We start from the raw sequence: 16467 nt of genomic DNA, 5'->3' as shown, positions 1-16467 counted from the left end.
AACTCCTTTTCTTGCAGGTCGTTATGGGTTGCCGGGGAATTCCCGGCTGCAGACGAATCCTTCGCCGTTCCATTCGAATAACTTGGCGCCCATCGCCTCGCCGGCGCGGACGTCCACCACGAGGTAGGTCACGGGGTGGATGGGCTGTCCCATGAACAGCGCCTTGTCCTCGTCCTCACGGCTGAAATAGGCCCCCACGTCCGGGTGGGAGTGGTAGATGACGCGCACCGGGTTGTCCCCGCGCAGGCTGCGGTTGAGCAGCAGCGTGTCGGCGACGGCGAAGGTGTAGCCGTTGGCGGCACTGCGCCGGTACACCTCGGGGCTGCGCTCGTTGAGCTGGTTCTGGATGTTCTCGCCACGGTGCACCCGGGCGTCGGCGAACACGAAGCCACAGCACTCTTCGGGGTAGGTCTCGGCGGCATGGCGGTAGATGGCGCCGAGGACCTCGGCGCTGAAGACGTCCTGGTCAGCCATGGGTCAGTCCTTCTTCGCCAGGAACTTTTCCATGGGCACCTTGGTGATGGCGAAGCCGATCAACAGCAGCGAGGAATAGAACGCCAGGTCACGGGAGATGGTGTGGCCTTCGTACCAGGCCCCGATGATCACCGCGAACACCGGGAAGATGATGAAGACGAAGGATAGGATCACGGGGTTGAGGCGCTTGAGCAGGAAGAAGTACACGATGAAGCCCCCCACCGACGCGCACAGCCCCAGGTAGGCCAGCGCCCCCCAGGAACGGCCGCTGATGGCGCCGAAATCCGGCTGCTCCACGCCCAGCCCCACGAGGAACAGCATCAGGCCGGCCAGGCCGATGGGCAGGGTGTTGTAGGTGATGACGCTGATCTCCGCGCCCTTCTTCTTGGTCACCACGTAGCACAGCGCATGCATCACGGCCGCCGCGAGGATGGCCAGCACGCCGACGGCCTCGGAGTGTTCCAGGCTCAGCCCCTGCCCGCGCAGGATCATGAACAGGCTGCCGAAACCGATGGCGATGCCCACCACCTGGGAGAGGTAGATGCGCTCGTGCAGGAACAGCGAGGAGAAGATCAGGATGAACACCGGCATGCAGCTGAACAGCAGCGCGGTGAGCCCGGAGGAGACATGGGTCTCCCCGTAGTTGAGCAGGTAGTACGGCACGCTGAAGTAGCACAGGGTGACGAACACGAAGAAGCCGAAGCTGCCCCGGGGAAAGAAGATCGAGTCGCCACGGATCAGGGCGAAGCAGAGGAACAGCGGGAAAGCGATGAGGAAGCGCAGGCCGGAGGCGGTGAGCGGTGGCACGGTTTCCACGGCGATCTTGATGCCCAGCCAGGTGGTGCCCCAGCTGAGGCACACGGTCAGGAACAGCAGGCTGGTGACCAATGCCCCCAGCCATTGCTTCCTGGATTTGCTGGTGTTTTCAATTACCGCGGACATTGGCATGATGACAATCCTTCGTAGCTGCTAAATTGACCCCTAAAATCCAGGTATCAATCACTGATTGACACGGCTCAATCAGGCTATTAGGACGAAAAATGGCTGTCAAACCAATTATTGACACGGTGTCAATCCTGAAAGACGCACTGAATTCCGGGCAGGGCGCCAAGTACAAGCGCCTCGCCGGAGCGATGGAGATCAGGATCCTGGAAGGGACGATCGAAGGCGGCTCCAAGCTGCCGCCCCACCGCAACCTGGCGGACCGGCTGGGGGTCACCATCGGCACGGTGAGCCGCGCCTATGCCGAGCTGGAGCGAATGGGGCTGGTGGTGGCGCGGGTCGGAGACGGCACCTTCGTGCGGCGTCGCGGCCTGGAGCGCAAGCGCGACGAGGGCTTCCGCAACTTCATCGAGGAGGCGCCGGAGCTGTACGACATGAGCCGGAACATGCACATCCCCGGCCCTGAAACCGCCTTCCTCGCCCAGAGCCTGATGGACCTGGCGCGGGACCCGCAGACCCTGCGGGAACTGGCGCTCTATACGCCGGATGCCGGCTTGCCGCGCTACCGCCAGGCGGGCGCGCACTGGCTCGGCCACGGCGACTTCCAGCCCCAGGCGGACCAGGTGCTGTGCGTGAACGGCGGCCAGCACGGCCTGCTCTGCACCCTGATGGCACTGGTGCGGGCCGGGGACACCATCGTCACCGAGCAGCTCACCTACCCCGGACTGATCACCGTGGCGCGCATGCTCGGCATCAAGCTGCTGGGCGTGGACATGGACGAGGAAGGGCTGGTCCCGGAATCCCTCGACGAGCTGTGCCGCAGCAACCGGGTGTCGGCGCTGTACTGCACGCCGACCATCCAGAACCCCACCACGGCGGTGCTCTCACCGCAGCGGCGGGAGACCATTGCGCGGCTGTGCCGCGAGCACAACCTGCTGATCATCGAGGACGAGGCCCACGCCGTGCTGGTGGAGGACCGCCCGCCGCCGATGACCCACTACGCGCCGGAACGCTGCATCCTCATCAGCAGCCTGAGCAAGGCGGTGGCGGCCGGGCTGCGGGTGGGCTACCTGCATGCACCGACCACGCTGGTCAGCCGCATCGCCGCCGCGTTGCGCGCCACCTGCTGGATGGCCACGCCCCTGGCGCTGGAGCTGTCCACCCAATGGATCGAAAACGGCACGGCGAGCAAGTTGCTGCACCAGCAGATCGCCGAGATCGGCCGGCGCAAGGCGCTCGTGGAAGGCTTGCTGGATGGGCTGCAGTACCGTACCCACCCGCAGAGTCCGCACTTCTGGATCGAGGTGCCGGAGGCCTGGCGCGCCTCCGACGTGGAGGCCGACCTGAAGCTGCGCAACTACCTGATCACCGCCGCCGAGACCTTTGCCGTCGGCCGGGCGGCGGTGCCCCAGTACGTACGCGCCAGCGTCAGCAATGCCTCCACTAGCGACCAGTTGCTGTACGACGGTTTCCTCGCCCTCGCCAGCACCTTGCGCCACGGGGCAGAACGTTTCGAAGCCTGATCAGCGCCAGTGGCGCTGCTGAACCTTGCGGGCGCGGCCGACACCGGCCAGGCGCCCCAGGCCCAGCGCCAGGCTCTCCAGCAGCCAGGCCAGGAGGAAGGCGCAGGCCAGGCCCCAGCCAATGGCCTCGGGCACCAGCAGCACCTGGTAGCTGTAGGCATTGGCGGTCTCCAGCAGCAGCTCGCGGTCGGCCCCGCTCAGCACGTGCCAGGTGCGTGCGTACCAGGCCCCCTGCATGGCCTGCCATTCCCGCTGCAGCAAGGCATCGCGGTTGACCAGGGTGGCGACGCTGTCCGCGTCGCTGCGCATCACCGGGTCGTCGCTCTGGCGGTAATGCGCCACTAGGGCGTCCAGGTTGCCGTCGAAGAAGCGCTTGGCCGTCTCGCGGAATCCGGCCAGGGCACGTTCGGCTTCCAGTCGGTGGGCCTCCACGCGCTTGGAGTAGTCATCGACGAAGCCGGGAATCTGCACGCCGACCAGCAGCCCCAGGGTGAACAGCACCAGCCTCAGGTAGCTCCTCAGCATCGCCCCTCTCCTCTCAGGTCTGGCCCGAGGCCAGGCATTCGCCGCGTCGCCACAGGGCCCAGGCCCCGGGCTGGTAGCGCGTCCAGGTTTCGTTGTCGGTGAGCGGCTCGGTGGCGATCACCGTCACCACGTCGTCCGGGGTGGTCTCGGCCTGGAAGTCCACCGTCAGGTCGGCGTCCTTCAACCGCGCCGGGCCGAAGGGCGCACGGCGGGTGATGTGGGCCAGCTTGGTAGAGCAGAAGCAGAACAGCCAGTCGCCGTCACTGACCAGGGCATTGAACACGCCCCGGGTGCGGTACTCGGAACAGGCCTGCACCAGCACCGGCAGCAACACCTCCACCGGCACCGGCTCCGGGAAGCCCTGGCGCACCCGGTTGAGCAGGTCGCAGAAGGCCGCCTCGCTGTCGGTGTCGCCCACCGGGCGGTAGAAGCTGGGAACGGGCTGGAAGTCGGTCAACTGGCCGTTGTGGGCAAAGCACCAGTTGCGCCCCCAGAGCTCCCGCACGAAGGGGTGGGTGTTGGCCAGGCAGACCTTGCCGACGTTGGCCTGGCGGATATGGCCGATGACGGTCTCGCTCTTGATCGGGTAGCGCTGCACCAGGCGCGCCACCTCGGAATCGACGCTGGCCGACGGGTCCTGGAACAGGCGCAGCCCCCGTCCCTCGTAGAAGCCGATGCCCCAACCGTCACGGTGGGGCCCCGTGCCGCCGCCACGCTGCATCAGGCCGGTGAAGCTGAACACGATGTCGGTGGGGACGTTGGCACTCATGCCGAGCAGTTCGCACATGGATCAAGGCTCTCGTTTCATGGCCCGCCGCAACAGGTCGGCTTCCCGTTCCAGGCGCGCCTGGAGCGCAGTGCGCCCCAGGGGCAGGAAACGGGTCAGCGCTCGCCACAACAGGCCCGCCAGGTCACCCCGGCGTCTTGGAATCAGGTGGAGGTGCAGGTGGGGCACGTGCTGGTTCGCATCCGGCCCGTCATTCACCAGCATGTTGATGCCCTGTTCGCCAAGGCCAGCCCGGCGCATCGCCGCCATCAGCTCATCGGCCAGGGGCAGCAGGCGCGCGCGGGCGCTCTCGGGCAGGTCATGGAGATACGGCGCATGCTGCCGGGCGACCACCAGGACGTGGGCCGGGCGCAGGGGGAAGATGTCCAGCAGCACCAGGAAATCCGCTTCCTCGTGCAGCACATGAGCCGGCGCATGGCCACCGGCGATGGCGCAGAACACGCAATCCATCGGGCACTCCCTGGCGAATGAAAGGGTCCTGCTGCGTGGCTAGAGGCGCGGTTCGATCCGCAGGCGGCGGTCGCCACGGGCATCGGTGCGGGTGTCGAAGCGGGCATCCCCTTCGCGCTCCATCAACTGGCGCAGGGTGGGCTCCTCGTCGTCCACGGGCTCCTCGGCCGGCCGCTCGCGGGCAGCACGGCGAGCCTTGATCGCCCGCTCGATGGGCCAGCGGATGGCCACGAAGACCAGGTACAGCACGAAGCCGATCATGCCGTACATGGCCAGGTCGGAAACCGCCTTCCAGGCGTTGTTGCCCACCTTGAACACCATGTCCAGCGCCGTCACCGCCACGGCGGGGGCGTACAGGTCGCGACCCGGGTCCACCGGCGTCGGGGTCAGCAGCAGCACAGCCACTACCAGGCGCACCGGCTCGCGCAGCCAGCGCCACATCCAGCCGGTCGCACGGAAGCACACCAGCAGGCAGCCAAGGGCCGCCACGGCGTAGGCACCCCAGGCAAGTAGGTAGTCGTGTTCGTTCATTGGCTTCCGTGGCATGGCGGGCAAAGGGGCGCTTATGATAGCGACTTTTCCCCGCTCCGGCGTCCCCCCGCCGTCGCCCGCCGCACCCGAGAGGACCTCATGTCACACGCCCCCATCGCCCGAGCCCAGGATGGCGCCGATCCCTACCGCTGGCTGGAAGAACGCGACGCCCCCGAGGTGCTGGATTACCTGAAGGCCGAGAACGCCTGGCTGGACGAGCAACTGGCCGACCAGGCCGACCTGCGCGAGCGCCTGTTCCAGGAAATCCGCAGCCGCATCCGCGAGACCGACCTGTCCCTCGCCACGCCCTGGGGTCCCTACCTTTATTACCAGCGCACCACCGCCGGCGATGAGTACCCGCGCCACTACCGCTGCGCGCGCCCGCAGGACGGCTCGCTGGACATCGACCCGGCCACCGAGCAGTTGCTGCTGGACCCGAACGCGCTGGCGGACGGCGGCTTCCTCTCGGTCGGCGCCTTCAGCGTCAGCCCCGACCACCGCCTGCTGGCCTACAGCCTCGACACCAGCGGCGACGAGGTCTATCAGCTGTTCGTCCGCGACCTCGTGGACGGCACCCTGCATGCCCTCCCCTTCGAGGACTGCGACGGCAGCATGACCTGGGCCAACGACAGCCGCACGCTGTTCTTCGGCGAGCTGGACGAGACCCACCGCCCCTTCCGCCTGCACCGTTACCGCCTGGGCGAGGCCCATGCTGAACAGGTCTTCGAGGAACCGGACGGGCGCTTTTTCCTCGGCTGCCACCGCGCCAGCTCCGAGCGTCAGTTGCTGCTGGACCTGTCCAGCAAGACCACCAGCGAAACCTGGGTGCTGGACGCCGGGACGCCCGATGCCGACTTCCGCTGCATTGCCCCCCGCGAGGAAGGTCACGAGTACTACGTCGACCACGGCCAGGTCGACGGACGCTGGTGCTGGCTGATCCGCAGCAACCAGGCCGGCATCAACTTCGCCCTCTACCTGGCGGAGGAGGCGGACCCGAGCCGCGAGCACTGGCAGGAGCGTATCCCTCACGACCCGGAGCGCATGCTGGAGGACCTCAGCCTCAACAGCAGTGCCCTCACCCTCAGCCTGCGCGAAGGCGGCCTGCCGGTGATCGAAGTGCACCCTGCCGGCGGCACCGCCTACCGCGTGCAACTGCCGGATGCGGCCTACAGCCTCTACGTGCAGGACAGCCTGGAGTTCGACAGCCCGGTGATCCGCCTGCGCTACGAAGCCCTCAACCGCCCCGCCCAGGTCCGCGAACTGCGCCTGGCCGACGGCGAGCAGCGGGTGCTCAAGCAGACGCCGGTGGAAGGTCCGTTCGACGCCGATGCCTACGTCAGCCAGCGCCTCTGGGCCACGGCAGCGGATGGCACGCGCATCCCCATCAGCCTGGTCGCCCGCCGCGAAACCCTGGGCCGCCCGGCGCCGCTCTACCTCTATGGCTACGGCGCCTACGGCGCGAGCCTCGACCCCTGGTTCTCCCATGCCCGTCTGAGTTTGCTGGACCGTGGCTTCGTCTTCGCCATCGCCCACGTACGCGGCGGCGGTGAGCTGGGCGAAGCCTGGTACCGCGCCGGCAAGCTGGAGCACAAGGCCAACACCTTCGGCGACTTCATCGCCTGCGCCGAGCACCTGCTGGCGGAGGGCCTGACAACCCGCGAACAGCTGGTCATCAGCGGTGGCAGCGCCGGCGGACTGCTGATCGGCGCCGTGCTCAACCAACGTCCGGAGCTGTTCGCAGCGGCCATCGCCGAAGTGCCCTTCGTCGACGTGCTCAACACCATGCAGAACCCCGACCTGCCGCTCACCGTCACCGAGTACGACGAGTGGGGCGACCCGAACCATCCCGAGGTGTTCGAGCGCATCCGCAGCTATGCCCCCTACGAGAACGTGAAGCCCCAGGCCTACCCGGCGCTGCTGGTGGTGGCCGGCTACAACGACTCGCGGGTGCAGTACTGGGAAGCCGCCAAATGGGTGGCGAAGCTGCGGGCGACCCGCACCGACGACCACCTGCTGCTGCTCAAGACCGATCTCGGTGCGGGTCACGGCGGTATGAGCGGGCGCTACCAGGCGCTGCGCGACGTCGCCCTGGAATACGCCTTCCTGTTCAAGGTGCTGGGGCTGGCTGCTGCGTGAAGGTCCAGCGCCTGCTGTTCATCTGCGGCCAGAATCGGCTGCGCAGCCCCACCGCCGAGCAGCTGTTCGCCAGCTGGCCCGGCGTGGAAACCGACTCGGCCGGCCTGAAGGCCGAAGCGGAGACTCCGGTAACGCCCGAGGCCCTGGCCTGGGCGGACCTGATCCTGGTGATGGAGAGCAGCCATCGGCGCAAGCTGGCCGCACGCTTCCCCGCCGCGCTCAAGGGCAAGCGCGTGGTCAGCCTGGATATCCCCGACGAGTACGACTACATGGACCCGGCCCTGGTGGCGCTGCTCCAGGCCCGGGTACCGCCGCTGCTGCGCTAGGGCGCCGGCTTCTTCTCGCCGTTGCACAGCCCCTTGCTGTTGCGGTCGAGCTGTTCCTGCAGCAGCGGAATGCGTTCGTCACGCGGGTCTGCCTGGCGCGTGGTCGGCGGGTTCACCAGCAACGGCGGACTGCCCGGCGGGGCGGCAGACGGAAAGCTCGGCGGACTGGGCTGGGAATAGGGCTGCGGCGTGGCGGTACCGGGCGAACCGGGTGCCGGCGTGCCGGGCGAGCGCAACAAGGGCGGCTGCTGGGCCTGGGCGGCGCAACTGATCGCGACCAGCGCGGAAAATGCGAGCACAATGGCGCGCTTCATCTGGACCTCCTGCCTTTCGGCATCGACGCCCCCAGTCTAACGGCCAGCTCACGGCTGCCCGACCACTCCGACGGAATGCCCCATGACCAACAACGACATACTGCGCAGCCTGCGCTACCTGCTGGACATCAGCGACGCCCGGGTGATGGAGATCATCGGCCTGGCCGACCAGGAAGTGAGCCTGCAGGAAGTGGCGGCCTGGCTGGCCCGCGAAGATGAGGAGGGCTACCACGCCTGCAGCGACCGGCGCCTGGCCGGCTTTCTCGACGGGCTGGTCTACGCCATGCGCGGCAAGGACGAGAGCCGCCCGCCCTTCCCCCTCGAACTGCCGATGAGCAACAACCAGGTGCTGAAGAAGCTGCGCGTGGCCCTGGAGCTGCGCGAGGACGACATCCTCGACATCCTCCGCGAAGCCGACCTGCCCATGACCCGTGCCGAGGTGGGGGCGCTGTTCCGCAAGAAGGACCACAAGAACTACCGCCCCTGCGGCGACCAGGTGCTGCGCAACTTCCTCCGCGGCCTCACCGCCCGACAGCGGCCTACACAGGGCTGAGAACCTTCATCGGCGCGTCTAGAATTCATCGGCCGGCCACCGGAACCTTGCCGTAACGGCGCCAGTCACACCCCTCGATGACCTCAAGGAGTAGCCGATGAAAATCCTCATGGTGCTGACCTCGCATGACCGCCTGGGCGATACCGGCCAGCCAACCGGCTTCTGGCTGGAAGAGTTCGCCGCGCCCTATTTCGCCTTCCGTGATGCCGGGGCCGAGGTGGTGCTGGCCTCTCCCCGGGGCGGCCAACCGCCGCTGGATCCGAAGAGCGACGACCCGGCCGCGCAGACCGAAGCCACCCACCGCTTCCGCAGCGACCCGCAGGCCCAGCAGGCGCTGGCCAACACCCTGCCGCTGGCGGGACTGGTCTCGGCCGACTACGACGCCCTCTTCTACCCCGGCGGCCATGGCCCGCTTTGGGACCTGGTGGACGATCCCTTCTCCATCCGCCTGATCGAAGACCTGCACAGCGCCGGCAAGCCGGTGGCGGCGGTGTGCCACGCCCCTGCCGTACTGAAGAATGCCCGCGCCGCCGATGGCAACCCGCTGGTGCAGGGCTGCGCGGTGACTGGCTTCTCCAACTCCGAAGAAGCGGCGGTGGGCCTCACCGAGGTGGTGCCCTTCCTGGTGGAGGACATGCTCCGCGACCTCGGCGCCTACTACTCCAAGGTGGCCGACTGGCAACCCCATGTGGTCGCCGACGGCCACCTGATCACCGGGCAGAACCCAGCCTCCTCGGAGCCCACCGCCGCTGCGTTGTTGCAGCTGCTCGGGGAGTGAAGTCACGCCCGGTGAGCTGGCTTCAGCCACCTCGTCCGGGCGGATCTCAAACACCTCGCGAGCAGAGTTCGCTCCCACAGACCAGCGTGTCTTCGGTCGGGGCGTCGGGTGGATGGCGCTTTTTCCATCCACCAATGACGTTCGCCGAGAACCCACATGGTGGACCGATGAAGCGCACTCCACCCTACGTCCTGGCAAGGATCACCTTTGCCGTCATGAGAAATCAGAAGCCCTATCTGACCTCGCGTCGCCACAGAAAATTGACATGGGATCTCCTGCGGAATGCACGAAGGGACAGGCCGTAGGGTGGGCTTCAGCCCACCACATCCAGGCGGATCCCAGGCGCTTCGCGAGCAGAGCTCGCTCCCACGGAGTGCGCGAAGGGGCGAGCTGTAGGGGTCAGAAGAACCGGGTGATGCTGATCTTGGCGTTGCGCCCCTGGCTATAGGCAGCATCGCCGCTGAGGTTGGCGCGGTAGAAGCGGTTGAAGACGTTGTCCACGGTGAAATTCACCTTGGTGCCCTTCAGGTCGCCACTCTGGGGTGCCCATTCGGCGAACAGCCGATGGACGTCGTAGCTGTCGTTTTCAAAGTTGTCCCAGACGGTTTCGCCGGAGACGTTGTAGAGGTCGCCGGGCACACGGTCGGTCTTGCGCACGAACTCGCCCTGCCAGCCGACCTGGGTGGCGATCTCGGGAATCTTCACTCCGACCATGGCCACCCATTTGGGGGCTGGTACATCACGGGCCCAGACATCAGGCCCCCAGGGATTGCTGTAGGCCCCTTGGTGCTTACCGCTGACCCAGGAGTAGGACAGGCTGCCGAACATCCGCGAGCTGTCGTAGTAGGCCTCGAACTCCGCGCCCTTGAGGGTCACGCCGTCCAGGTTGCGGTAGTTGGGCAAGGGCAGTAGCGCCGCGCATTTCGCGGAGATGCTCCCGCCTTCGATGGCCTGGCGCTCGCAGGCGATGCTGCGCAGCTTGAAGATCTCGTCCTCGATCTTGTGGTGGAACAGCGTAGTACGGACCTGCAGAGCGTCATTGGCGGCGATCAGGTCACCGAAGCTGAGGACGCTGCCGACCCGCACGCCACGGATGCGCTCGGGGTCCAGGCCACGGCTGGTGCCACCGATGGTGGTGCTGTTCTGCAGCTCGTACTGCTCGTCGATCACCGGGGCACGCCAGGTCTTGGCGTAGTCGGCGAACAACCCGACGTTGTCGCTCACCCGCCAGAACACGGACAGGCGAGGCGACCAGCCGGAATACTCCTGGGCGCTGTAGTCATGCCCGAGGGCGGCGTTGTTGTAGACCGACGCGAGGTTCTCCTTGCCCTGGTTGCGCACGGCATCGAAGCGCATGGAGGGGGTGATGGTCACGTCGCCGAGGGTGATGGCGTCCTGCACGTAGGCGCTGCGGGTGGTCTGCTCGCCACGGGGCATGAAGTACGGCTGGAACCAACCGTAGTTGTAGCGCGCGACGTTGTAGGTACTGCCCGGCAGGTACATCAGCACGTCGCGGTTATGGTGGTGCCAGGCGAGACCGGTGGTGAGCTCGTGCTCGAGGGCCGCCGTGGAGAATCGGCTGATGTTGCGCAGCTCCACCACCTTGTCCTGGTAGTCGGTGCGGATCCACTTGCCACCCGAGGTCAGGGAGTAGTTCGCGCCAGCACGGCGTTCATCGGTCTGCTCGGTTTCCGAGTAGGAGGCCTTCAGCTCCAGGTCGATCCAGGGGTTGTCCAGCGGCTGGTAGGTGTACTTGCCGGCCCAGGTGGTATCCACCACCTCGCGATCGGCGAGGTTGCGGCGCATGGCGTTCTCCAGGCCGCCGTAGAGGTCGACGCTGTACTTGCTGGGCAGGTAGAAACTCGCGGCGCTGAAGGGGCCGAACTGCTCGGTGACCGAGCGCATGTAGGTCAGGCCGAAGCCGTGCTCCTCGTTGGGCCGGAAGTTGCCCTTGAGCAGCGCGCCGTCCAGCTTCTGGTCGGTATGCGGGTAGCGTTCTGGGTACTCGTAGCCCGGTTCGATCTGGATGTGGTCGGCCAGTTTCATGTCGCGGCCGTCGCGGGTGGTGAGGTAGGCCAGGCCGTCTGCACGACCGTCCTCGGTGCGGCCGTAGACGGCGCCGCTGTAGATCTTCTGCTGGTCGTTGCTGTGGTAGCCGTACTTGAGCATGGCGCCGACGTCACGGCCGTCCTCCAGCAGGTCGGGGGCGTCCTTGGTCTCCATGTGGACGGTGCCACCGAAACCGCCGTTGCCGGTGAAGACCGAATAAGGCCCCTTCTCCACCTCGATGCGCTTGATCAACTCCGGCTCGATGAACACGGTGCCCTGCTGGTAGCGCTCGAAGCCGCTCTTGGAGGCCCCGTCGAGGGTGAAGGGCACGTCTTCGGCATCGCCCAGACCCCAGATGTTCACGGTCTGGCCGCCGGGCTTGGCCGAGCCGCCCATGGTCACGCCGGGTAGGGTCTGCAGCAGGCTCGGCACGTTGTCCGCCTGCTGCCGCTCGATCTCCTTACGGGTCAGGGTGGAACGACCGACGCTGCTGGAGTCGACGCTGGTGCCGTTACCCACCACGGTCTGAGCATCCAGTTGGAGGGCGTTGTCGGCACTCGCCTGCTGCACACGACGCCGCACCACGAACCCATCCCCCGCTTCCACCAGCTCCAGCCCCGTCCCCGAGAGCAACCGCTCCAGGGCCAGACGCGGGCTGTAGCGCCCCTTCAACGCCGGCGCACGTACATCGCGCAGCTGGGCTTCATCGAACAGCACCTGCAGTTGCCCCTGCTGGGCAAGGCTGGTCAGGGCGCTGGCCATAGGCTGGGCCGGCAGGTCGAAGTCGTGGTCCTGGGCCAGGGCCGAGGCGCTGGCCAGCCAGGTCGCCAGGGCGCTGCCGGCAACGAGCCGGCGCAGGACGAAGCGGGTGGTACGGGTGTTCATGCAGGTCTCCCCTTGTGCTGCAGGACCGCCACGGCAACTGGCGGTTACCGGGAGGAAGACGCACAGACGAGAAAAACCCACATATGCGAATGAAAAATATTTTTATTTGTAGCGAGCTAGGCCTTCAGCGCGGATGGATCAACGCCCGCCCATCCGCCAGGTACTCGACCTGGACCGGCAGCAGCTGCGGCAAGGCAGCGAGGAAGGCATCCGGGTTGGCGAGGTTGAGGCTGCCGGAGACACGCCGCTGGGCCAGTCTCGGGTCCGCCAGGCCCACCGGGGCCGGGCGATAGCGCGACACCTCGTCGAGCAGCTGCGCCAGGGGGCGATCCCGGAAGACCAGCTGCCCTCTGCGCCAGCTGGCGATCTCCTCGGGCCGGCGGTGGCCTTGTTCGAGGGTGGCGGTGCGGTAGTCGTAGTCGAGGCTGTCTCCTGCTAGCAGCTCCAACGGCTGCGCCGTTCCTGGATGCGGCTCGACGGCCACGTGACCACTCTCCACTGCCACATCGAGCCGCTGCTCGCCGCGTCTCACGCTGAAGCGGGTGCCCAGTACCCGCACCCGCCCGTCTCCGGCGGTGACATCAAAGGGACGGGCTTCATCACGGGCAACGGCGAAGAAGGCTTCGCCCTCCAGCAGGTCCACCTCCCGGTGGTCGTCATACAGGCGAACGCGCAGGCGCGTGGAACGGTTGAGGTCGATGCGGGTGCCGTCGGCCAGGGTCACCTGCTGCGTGGCGCTACGGGGGCTGGCGAAGGTCTCGTCAACCTCGGGCCCACCCCGGGAAACCAACACCAGGGCGCAGGCCACCAGCAAGGACGCAGCGGCAGCCAGGGGCAGGCGCCAGCGCCGTGGGCGCAGGGGCACCACCGGTGCTGACAGACTCGGACGCGGTACGCGATCGAGTTCTGCCCAGATCTGCTGCATCTCGGAAAAGGCGCGGGCATGCGCAGGGCTGGCGGCCAGCCAGGCCTGCAACTCGGCTTCGTCCTGCGTGCTGAACTGGCTACCGGAGCGCCGCGCCTGCCAGGTCGCGGCCTGCTCGTCGATCGAGGGGCGTGCTTCCATCCACGTGTTCTCATTCATGGCACGTCCTCCTGTCCCGCATCGAGCAGGCGCTGCCTGCAATGCAGGAGGGCACAGGCGACGTGCTTCTCCACCATGCTGAGGGAAATCCCCATGCGCTCGGCGACTTCGGCCTGGGAAAGCCCGTCGAACTTGTGCAGGACGAAGGCCTCCCGCCGGCGCGGCGGCAGATCATCCAGCGCCCGGGCCAGGTGATGCAAGCGCTGGTGTTGCTCGGCCTTGTCCTGGGGGCCTGGGGCGGCATGCTCGAACAGCGCCTCATCGTGCCCGACCGGGGCCGGCTCCGTCCCTCCCCTCACCTGCTGGCGTCGCCAGTGGTCGCGCAGGAGGTTGCGAGCGATCTGGAACAGGAAGGCGCGGGGCTGCGCCACACGGGCGCGATCGCGGGAGCCCAGCCACTGGGCGAAGGCGTCCTGGGCGAGATCGGCCGCATCGGCCTGGCTGCCCAGGCGCTTGCCGAGGAACTTCAGCAGTTCGGCATGGAAGGCCCGGTAGGCGCCCGAGACGGTGCCACGGAACTGCTCATCCATGGCGGGCTTTCCCACCGGCCAGACCTGACTTCACGACACCCCCGACTGCAGGTGCTTCCCGCCTGCTCAAGGCTGACAGATAACGGGAAGCAACAAATGAGAATGCATATCATTAGATGTCAGACTGTTCCCGGCGTCAAGATCAGCCCCCCCCCCCCGAAACGAAAAACCGCGGCCGAGGCCGCGGTTTTCGAAGAGCACCGATCAGTGCGCGAGGAGTGAGCCCCCGGTCTTGCCGGCGAGCTTCTCGGGCTTGATCAGGAAGCGGGCCAAGGCCGGCAGCAGCCAGAGCGCGCCGAACATGTTGACGATGAACATGAAGGTCAGCATCAGGCCCATGTCGGCCTGGAACTTGATCGCCGAGAACATCCAGGTTGCCACGCCGATGGCCAGGCACAGGCCGGTGAAGAGCACGGCTTTGCCGGTGGACTTCAGCGTCTGGTAGTAGGCCTCCTGCAACGTGAGGCCGGCGCGCAGGAAGCTTTCCAGGCGGCTGTAGATGTAGATGCCGTAGTCGACACCGATACCCACGCCCAGTGCCACCACCGGCAGCGTCGCCACTTTCACGCCGATGCCGAGGAAGGCCATCAGGGCATTGCCCAGCACCGAGGTGAGGATCAGCGGGATGACGATGCAGATAGTCGCCGGGATCGAGCGGAAGGTGATCAGGCACATAGCCGCGACGCAGATGTACACCAGGATCAGAATGGTCAGCTCGGTCTGGGCGATCACCTCGTTGGTGGCCGCTTCGATACCGGCGTTACCGGCGGCGAGCAGGAACTCCAGCCCGTCCTTGTTGTGCTCCTGGGCGAAGCCCTGGACCGCCTTGACCGCGCGCTGCAGGGTCTCAGCCTTGTGGTCGTTGAGGAACACCAACACCGGTGCGAGGGAGCAGTCGGTGTTGTACAGGCCGTCGGCGCGGCTGATGGAGTTGTTCAGCACGTCCTGGTTGCGGGAGAGGGTTTCCCACTTCAGGTTGCCTTCGTTCATCCCTTTGATCACCTGCTTGGAGACGGTGACCATGGAGATGGCGGACTGCACGCCCTGGGTGTTCTCCATCGTCCACATCAGCTCGTCGATGGGGGCCAGCGCCTCGTGGGTGGAGCACCCTTCAGGCTTGGTCTTGACCATCACCACGAGCACGTCGGAGCTGGTGGAGTAGTTGCTGATGATGAAGTTGTTGTCCTTGTTGTAGCGCGAGTCCGGACGCAGCTCCGGCGCGCCCTGGTCGAGGTCGCCGATCTTCAGGTGCTTGCCGTACCAGAGGCCGCCGCCGAAGGCCATGATGGCGATGACCACGGAGATGGGCGCCACGGTGGGGTGCGCAAAGTTGGACAGCAGGCGCCAGAACGGGTGCTCGCGGGTGGCGTCCTTCTTGCTGCGGTCGATGGCCTTCTTGCTGATGCCGACATAGGAGATGGCGACCGGCAGCAGGATCAGGTTGGTGAAGACGATCACCGCCACGCCGATGGAAGCGCCGATGGCCAGCTCGCGGATCACGCCGATGTCGATGATCAGCAGGGTGATGAAGCCCACGGCGTCGGCCAGGATGGCGATCATCCCCGGCAGGAACAGCTGGCGGAAGGTGCGCCGGGCGGCGGTCAGGGCGTTGTCGGCGTCGCTGGACTGCAGGGCGATGCCGTTGATCTTCTGCACGCCGTGGGAGATACCGATGGCGAAGATCAGGAATGGCACCAGCATGGAGTACGGGTCGAGCCCGAAGCCCACCGAGTGCATCAGGCCCAGTTGCCAGATCACCGCCACCAGGGTGGTGGAGAGCACGGCGATGGTGCTGCGGATACACCAGGTGAACCAGTAGAGCAGCACCAGGGTGGTGAGGAAGGCGATGCCGAAGAAGGCCACGACCATGATCAGGCCGTCGATCAGGTCGCCGACCTTCTTGGCGAAGCCGACGATGTGCACCTGGACGTTCGGGTTCTGGGCCTGGTACTTGTCGCGGATCTTCTCTTCCAGCTCATGGGAGAACTGGCGGTAGTCGAGCTTCAGCAGCTTGCCCTGGTCGTTCGGGTCCGGGTAGGACTCGAGCAGCGGCACGTCGATGATGCTGGACTTGAAGTTGTTGGCCACCAGGCGGCCGATCTGGCCGGACTTGAGCACGTTGTTGCGCAGCTCTTCCAGGCTGTCGGCGGAACCGTCGTAGGTCTGAGGGATGACTTCGCCACCGGCGAAGCCTTCCTCGGTCACTTCGGTCCAGCGAACGCTGGGGCTCCACAGGGACTTCAGGCCGGAACGGTCAACGCCGGGAATGTAGAAGACCTCGTCGTGGATCTGGCGCAGGGTCTCCATGTAGTCCTTGCTGAAGATGTCCCCGTCCTTGGCTTCCACCGAGATGCGCACGGTGTTGCCCAGGTTCGCCAGGTCGTTGCGGTGCTCCATCATCTTCTGGATGAAGGGGTGGTGCAGCGGAATCATCTTCTCGAAGCTGGTGGACGGGCGCACCTGGGTGGCCTGCCAGAAGAGGAAGATGCTGACCAGCAGGCAGATGACGATCACCGCCGGCCGGTTGTTGAAGATCAGGCGCTCCAGGAAGGTCGCCTTGTCCTGGTGATGGTTACTCAT

Annotated in this window: 16 protein-coding genes; 5 read left to right on the top strand and 11 right to left on the bottom strand. The window is 66.5% G+C overall.

Going from position 1 to position 16467, the window contains the following annotated elements:
- Positions 1–21: 21 nt before the first annotated feature.
- Positions 22–474, bottom strand: a complete 453-nt coding sequence (locus tag FBY21_RS30105; RefSeq protein WP_044408514.1) for a Mov34/MPN/PAD-1 family protein — start codon at positions 472–474, stop codon at positions 22–24.
- Between the two features lie 3 nt (positions 475–477).
- A complete protein-coding gene (locus FBY21_RS00280; RefSeq protein WP_142016183.1) occupies positions 478–1416 on the bottom strand; it encodes a DMT family transporter in 939 nt (312 codons plus the stop codon).
- Positions 1417–1514: 98 nt separating this feature from the next.
- Between FBY21_RS00280 and FBY21_RS00275 the strand changes: the two genes are divergently transcribed.
- Positions 1515–2939, top strand: a complete 1425-nt coding sequence (locus FBY21_RS00275) for a PLP-dependent aminotransferase family protein (RefSeq protein ID WP_044408520.1) — start codon at positions 1515–1517, stop codon at positions 2937–2939.
- Here FBY21_RS00275 and FBY21_RS00270 read toward each other — a convergent pair whose 3' ends face one another.
- The 4 genes from FBY21_RS00270 to FBY21_RS00255 are packed head-to-tail and all read right to left on the bottom strand — an operon-like array spanning position 2940 to position 5232.
- The gene (locus FBY21_RS00270; RefSeq protein WP_142007893.1) at positions 2940–3464 is read right to left on the bottom strand and encodes a DUF2937 family protein; all 525 of its coding nucleotides are present in this window, start codon (positions 3462–3464) and stop codon (positions 2940–2942) included.
- A 13-nt stretch (positions 3465–3477) separates the two neighbouring features.
- The gene (locus FBY21_RS00265) at positions 3478–4251 is read right to left on the bottom strand and encodes a class II glutamine amidotransferase (protein WP_142007892.1); all 774 of its coding nucleotides are present in this window, start codon (positions 4249–4251) and stop codon (positions 3478–3480) included.
- Positions 4252–4254: 3 nt separating this feature from the next.
- Positions 4255–4701: an HIT family protein gene (locus FBY21_RS00260; RefSeq protein ID WP_069561767.1), complete on the bottom strand. Its 447-nt coding sequence runs from the start codon at positions 4699–4701 to the stop codon at positions 4255–4257.
- A 39-nt stretch (positions 4702–4740) separates the two neighbouring features.
- On the bottom strand, positions 4741–5232 hold the full coding sequence (locus FBY21_RS00255; RefSeq protein ID WP_044408532.1) for a hypothetical protein: 492 nt from the start codon (positions 5230–5232) through the stop codon (positions 4741–4743).
- 99 nt (positions 5233–5331) lie between these two features.
- Between FBY21_RS00255 and FBY21_RS00250 the strand changes: the two genes are divergently transcribed.
- A complete protein-coding gene (locus tag FBY21_RS00250) occupies positions 5332–7368 on the top strand; it encodes a S9 family peptidase (protein ID WP_142007891.1) in 2037 nt (678 codons plus the stop codon).
- Positions 7365–7694 carry a low molecular weight protein tyrosine phosphatase family protein gene (locus tag FBY21_RS00245; RefSeq protein ID WP_074968410.1) on the top strand — a complete coding sequence of 110 codons (330 nt, stop codon included), beginning with the start codon at positions 7365–7367 and terminating at the stop codon, positions 7692–7694. Before FBY21_RS00250 ends, FBY21_RS00245 begins: the two co-directional genes overlap by 4 nt.
- Here FBY21_RS00245 and FBY21_RS00240 read toward each other — a convergent pair.
- The gene (locus FBY21_RS00240) at positions 7691–8008 is read right to left on the bottom strand and encodes a hypothetical protein (protein WP_142007890.1); all 318 of its coding nucleotides are present in this window, start codon (positions 8006–8008) and stop codon (positions 7691–7693) included. The genes FBY21_RS00245 and FBY21_RS00240 overlap by 4 nt on opposite strands.
- Before the next feature lie 82 nt (positions 8009–8090).
- Between FBY21_RS00240 and FBY21_RS00235 the strand changes: the two genes are divergently transcribed.
- Positions 8091–8561 carry a DUF1456 family protein gene (locus tag FBY21_RS00235; RefSeq protein ID WP_074968412.1) on the top strand — a complete coding sequence of 157 codons (471 nt, stop codon included), beginning with the start codon at positions 8091–8093 and terminating at the stop codon, positions 8559–8561.
- A gap of 97 nt (positions 8562–8658) precedes the next feature.
- On the top strand, positions 8659–9339 hold the full coding sequence (locus FBY21_RS00230; protein WP_074968414.1) for a type 1 glutamine amidotransferase domain-containing protein: 681 nt from the start codon (positions 8659–8661) through the stop codon (positions 9337–9339).
- Between the two features lie 399 nt (positions 9340–9738).
- Here FBY21_RS00230 and FBY21_RS00225 read toward each other — a convergent pair whose 3' ends face one another.
- The 4 genes from FBY21_RS00225 to FBY21_RS00210 form a co-directional block, all read right to left on the bottom strand.
- Complete coding sequence (locus FBY21_RS00225) at positions 9739–12273, bottom strand: TonB-dependent receptor (RefSeq protein ID WP_142007889.1); 2535 nt, start codon at positions 12271–12273, stop codon at positions 9739–9741.
- 124 nt (positions 12274–12397) lie between these two features.
- Entirely contained in the window at positions 12398–13357 is a 960-nt protein-coding gene (locus tag FBY21_RS00220; protein WP_142007888.1) for a FecR family protein, read from the bottom strand.
- Positions 13354–13887: a sigma-70 family RNA polymerase sigma factor gene (locus FBY21_RS00215; protein ID WP_074968420.1), complete on the bottom strand. Its 534-nt coding sequence runs from the start codon at positions 13885–13887 to the stop codon at positions 13354–13356. The genes FBY21_RS00220 and FBY21_RS00215 overlap by 4 nt, the downstream gene beginning before the upstream one ends.
- A gap of 204 nt (positions 13888–14091) precedes the next feature.
- Complete coding sequence (locus FBY21_RS00210; RefSeq protein ID WP_044408553.1) at positions 14092–16467, bottom strand: efflux RND transporter permease subunit; 2376 nt, start codon at positions 16465–16467, stop codon at positions 14092–14094.

This window comes from Pseudomonas sp. SLBN-26 (assembly GCF_006715895.1).
Lineage (GTDB): Bacteria > Pseudomonadota > Gammaproteobacteria > Pseudomonadales > Pseudomonadaceae > Metapseudomonas > Metapseudomonas otitidis.
The sequence above is the reverse complement of the archived record's forward strand: the minus strand, read 5'-3'. Positions and strand labels throughout refer to the sequence as shown.

Coding starts and splice junctions, on each gene's coding strand:
- FBY21_RS30105 (WP_044408514.1), bottom strand. CDS start 474: ATGGCTGACCAGGACGTCTTCAGCGCCGAGGTCCTCGGCGCCATCTAC.
- FBY21_RS00280 (WP_142016183.1), bottom strand. CDS start 1,416: ATGTCCGCGGTAATTGAAAACACCAGCAAATCCAGGAAGCAATGGCTG.
- FBY21_RS00275 (WP_044408520.1), top strand. CDS start 1,515: ATGGCTGTCAAACCAATTATTGACACGGTGTCAATCCTGAAAGACGCA.
- FBY21_RS00270 (WP_142007893.1), bottom strand. CDS start 3,464: ATGCTGAGGAGCTACCTGAGGCTGGTGCTGTTCACCCTGGGGCTGCTG.
- FBY21_RS00265 (WP_142007892.1), bottom strand. CDS start 4,251: ATGTGCGAACTGCTCGGCATGAGTGCCAACGTCCCCACCGACATCGTG.
- FBY21_RS00260 (WP_069561767.1), bottom strand. CDS start 4,701: ATGGATTGCGTGTTCTGCGCCATCGCCGGTGGCCATGCGCCGGCTCAT.
- FBY21_RS00255 (WP_044408532.1), bottom strand. CDS start 5,232: ATGAACGAACACGACTACCTACTTGCCTGGGGTGCCTACGCCGTGGCG.
- FBY21_RS00250 (WP_142007891.1), top strand. CDS start 5,332: ATGTCACACGCCCCCATCGCCCGAGCCCAGGATGGCGCCGATCCCTAC.
- FBY21_RS00240 (WP_142007890.1), bottom strand. CDS start 8,008: ATGAAGCGCGCCATTGTGCTCGCATTTTCCGCGCTGGTCGCGATCAGT.
- FBY21_RS00235 (WP_074968412.1), top strand. CDS start 8,091: ATGACCAACAACGACATACTGCGCAGCCTGCGCTACCTGCTGGACATC.
- FBY21_RS00230 (WP_074968414.1), top strand. CDS start 8,659: ATGAAAATCCTCATGGTGCTGACCTCGCATGACCGCCTGGGCGATACC.
- FBY21_RS00225 (WP_142007889.1), bottom strand. CDS start 12,273: ATGAACACCCGTACCACCCGCTTCGTCCTGCGCCGGCTCGTTGCCGGC.
- FBY21_RS00220 (WP_142007888.1), bottom strand. CDS start 13,357: ATGAATGAGAACACGTGGATGGAAGCACGCCCCTCGATCGACGAGCAG.
- FBY21_RS00215 (WP_074968420.1), bottom strand. CDS start 13,887: ATGGATGAGCAGTTCCGTGGCACCGTCTCGGGCGCCTACCGGGCCTTC.
- FBY21_RS00210 (WP_044408553.1), bottom strand. CDS start 16,467: ATGAGTAACCATCACCAGGACAAGGCGACCTTCCTGGAGCGCCTGATC.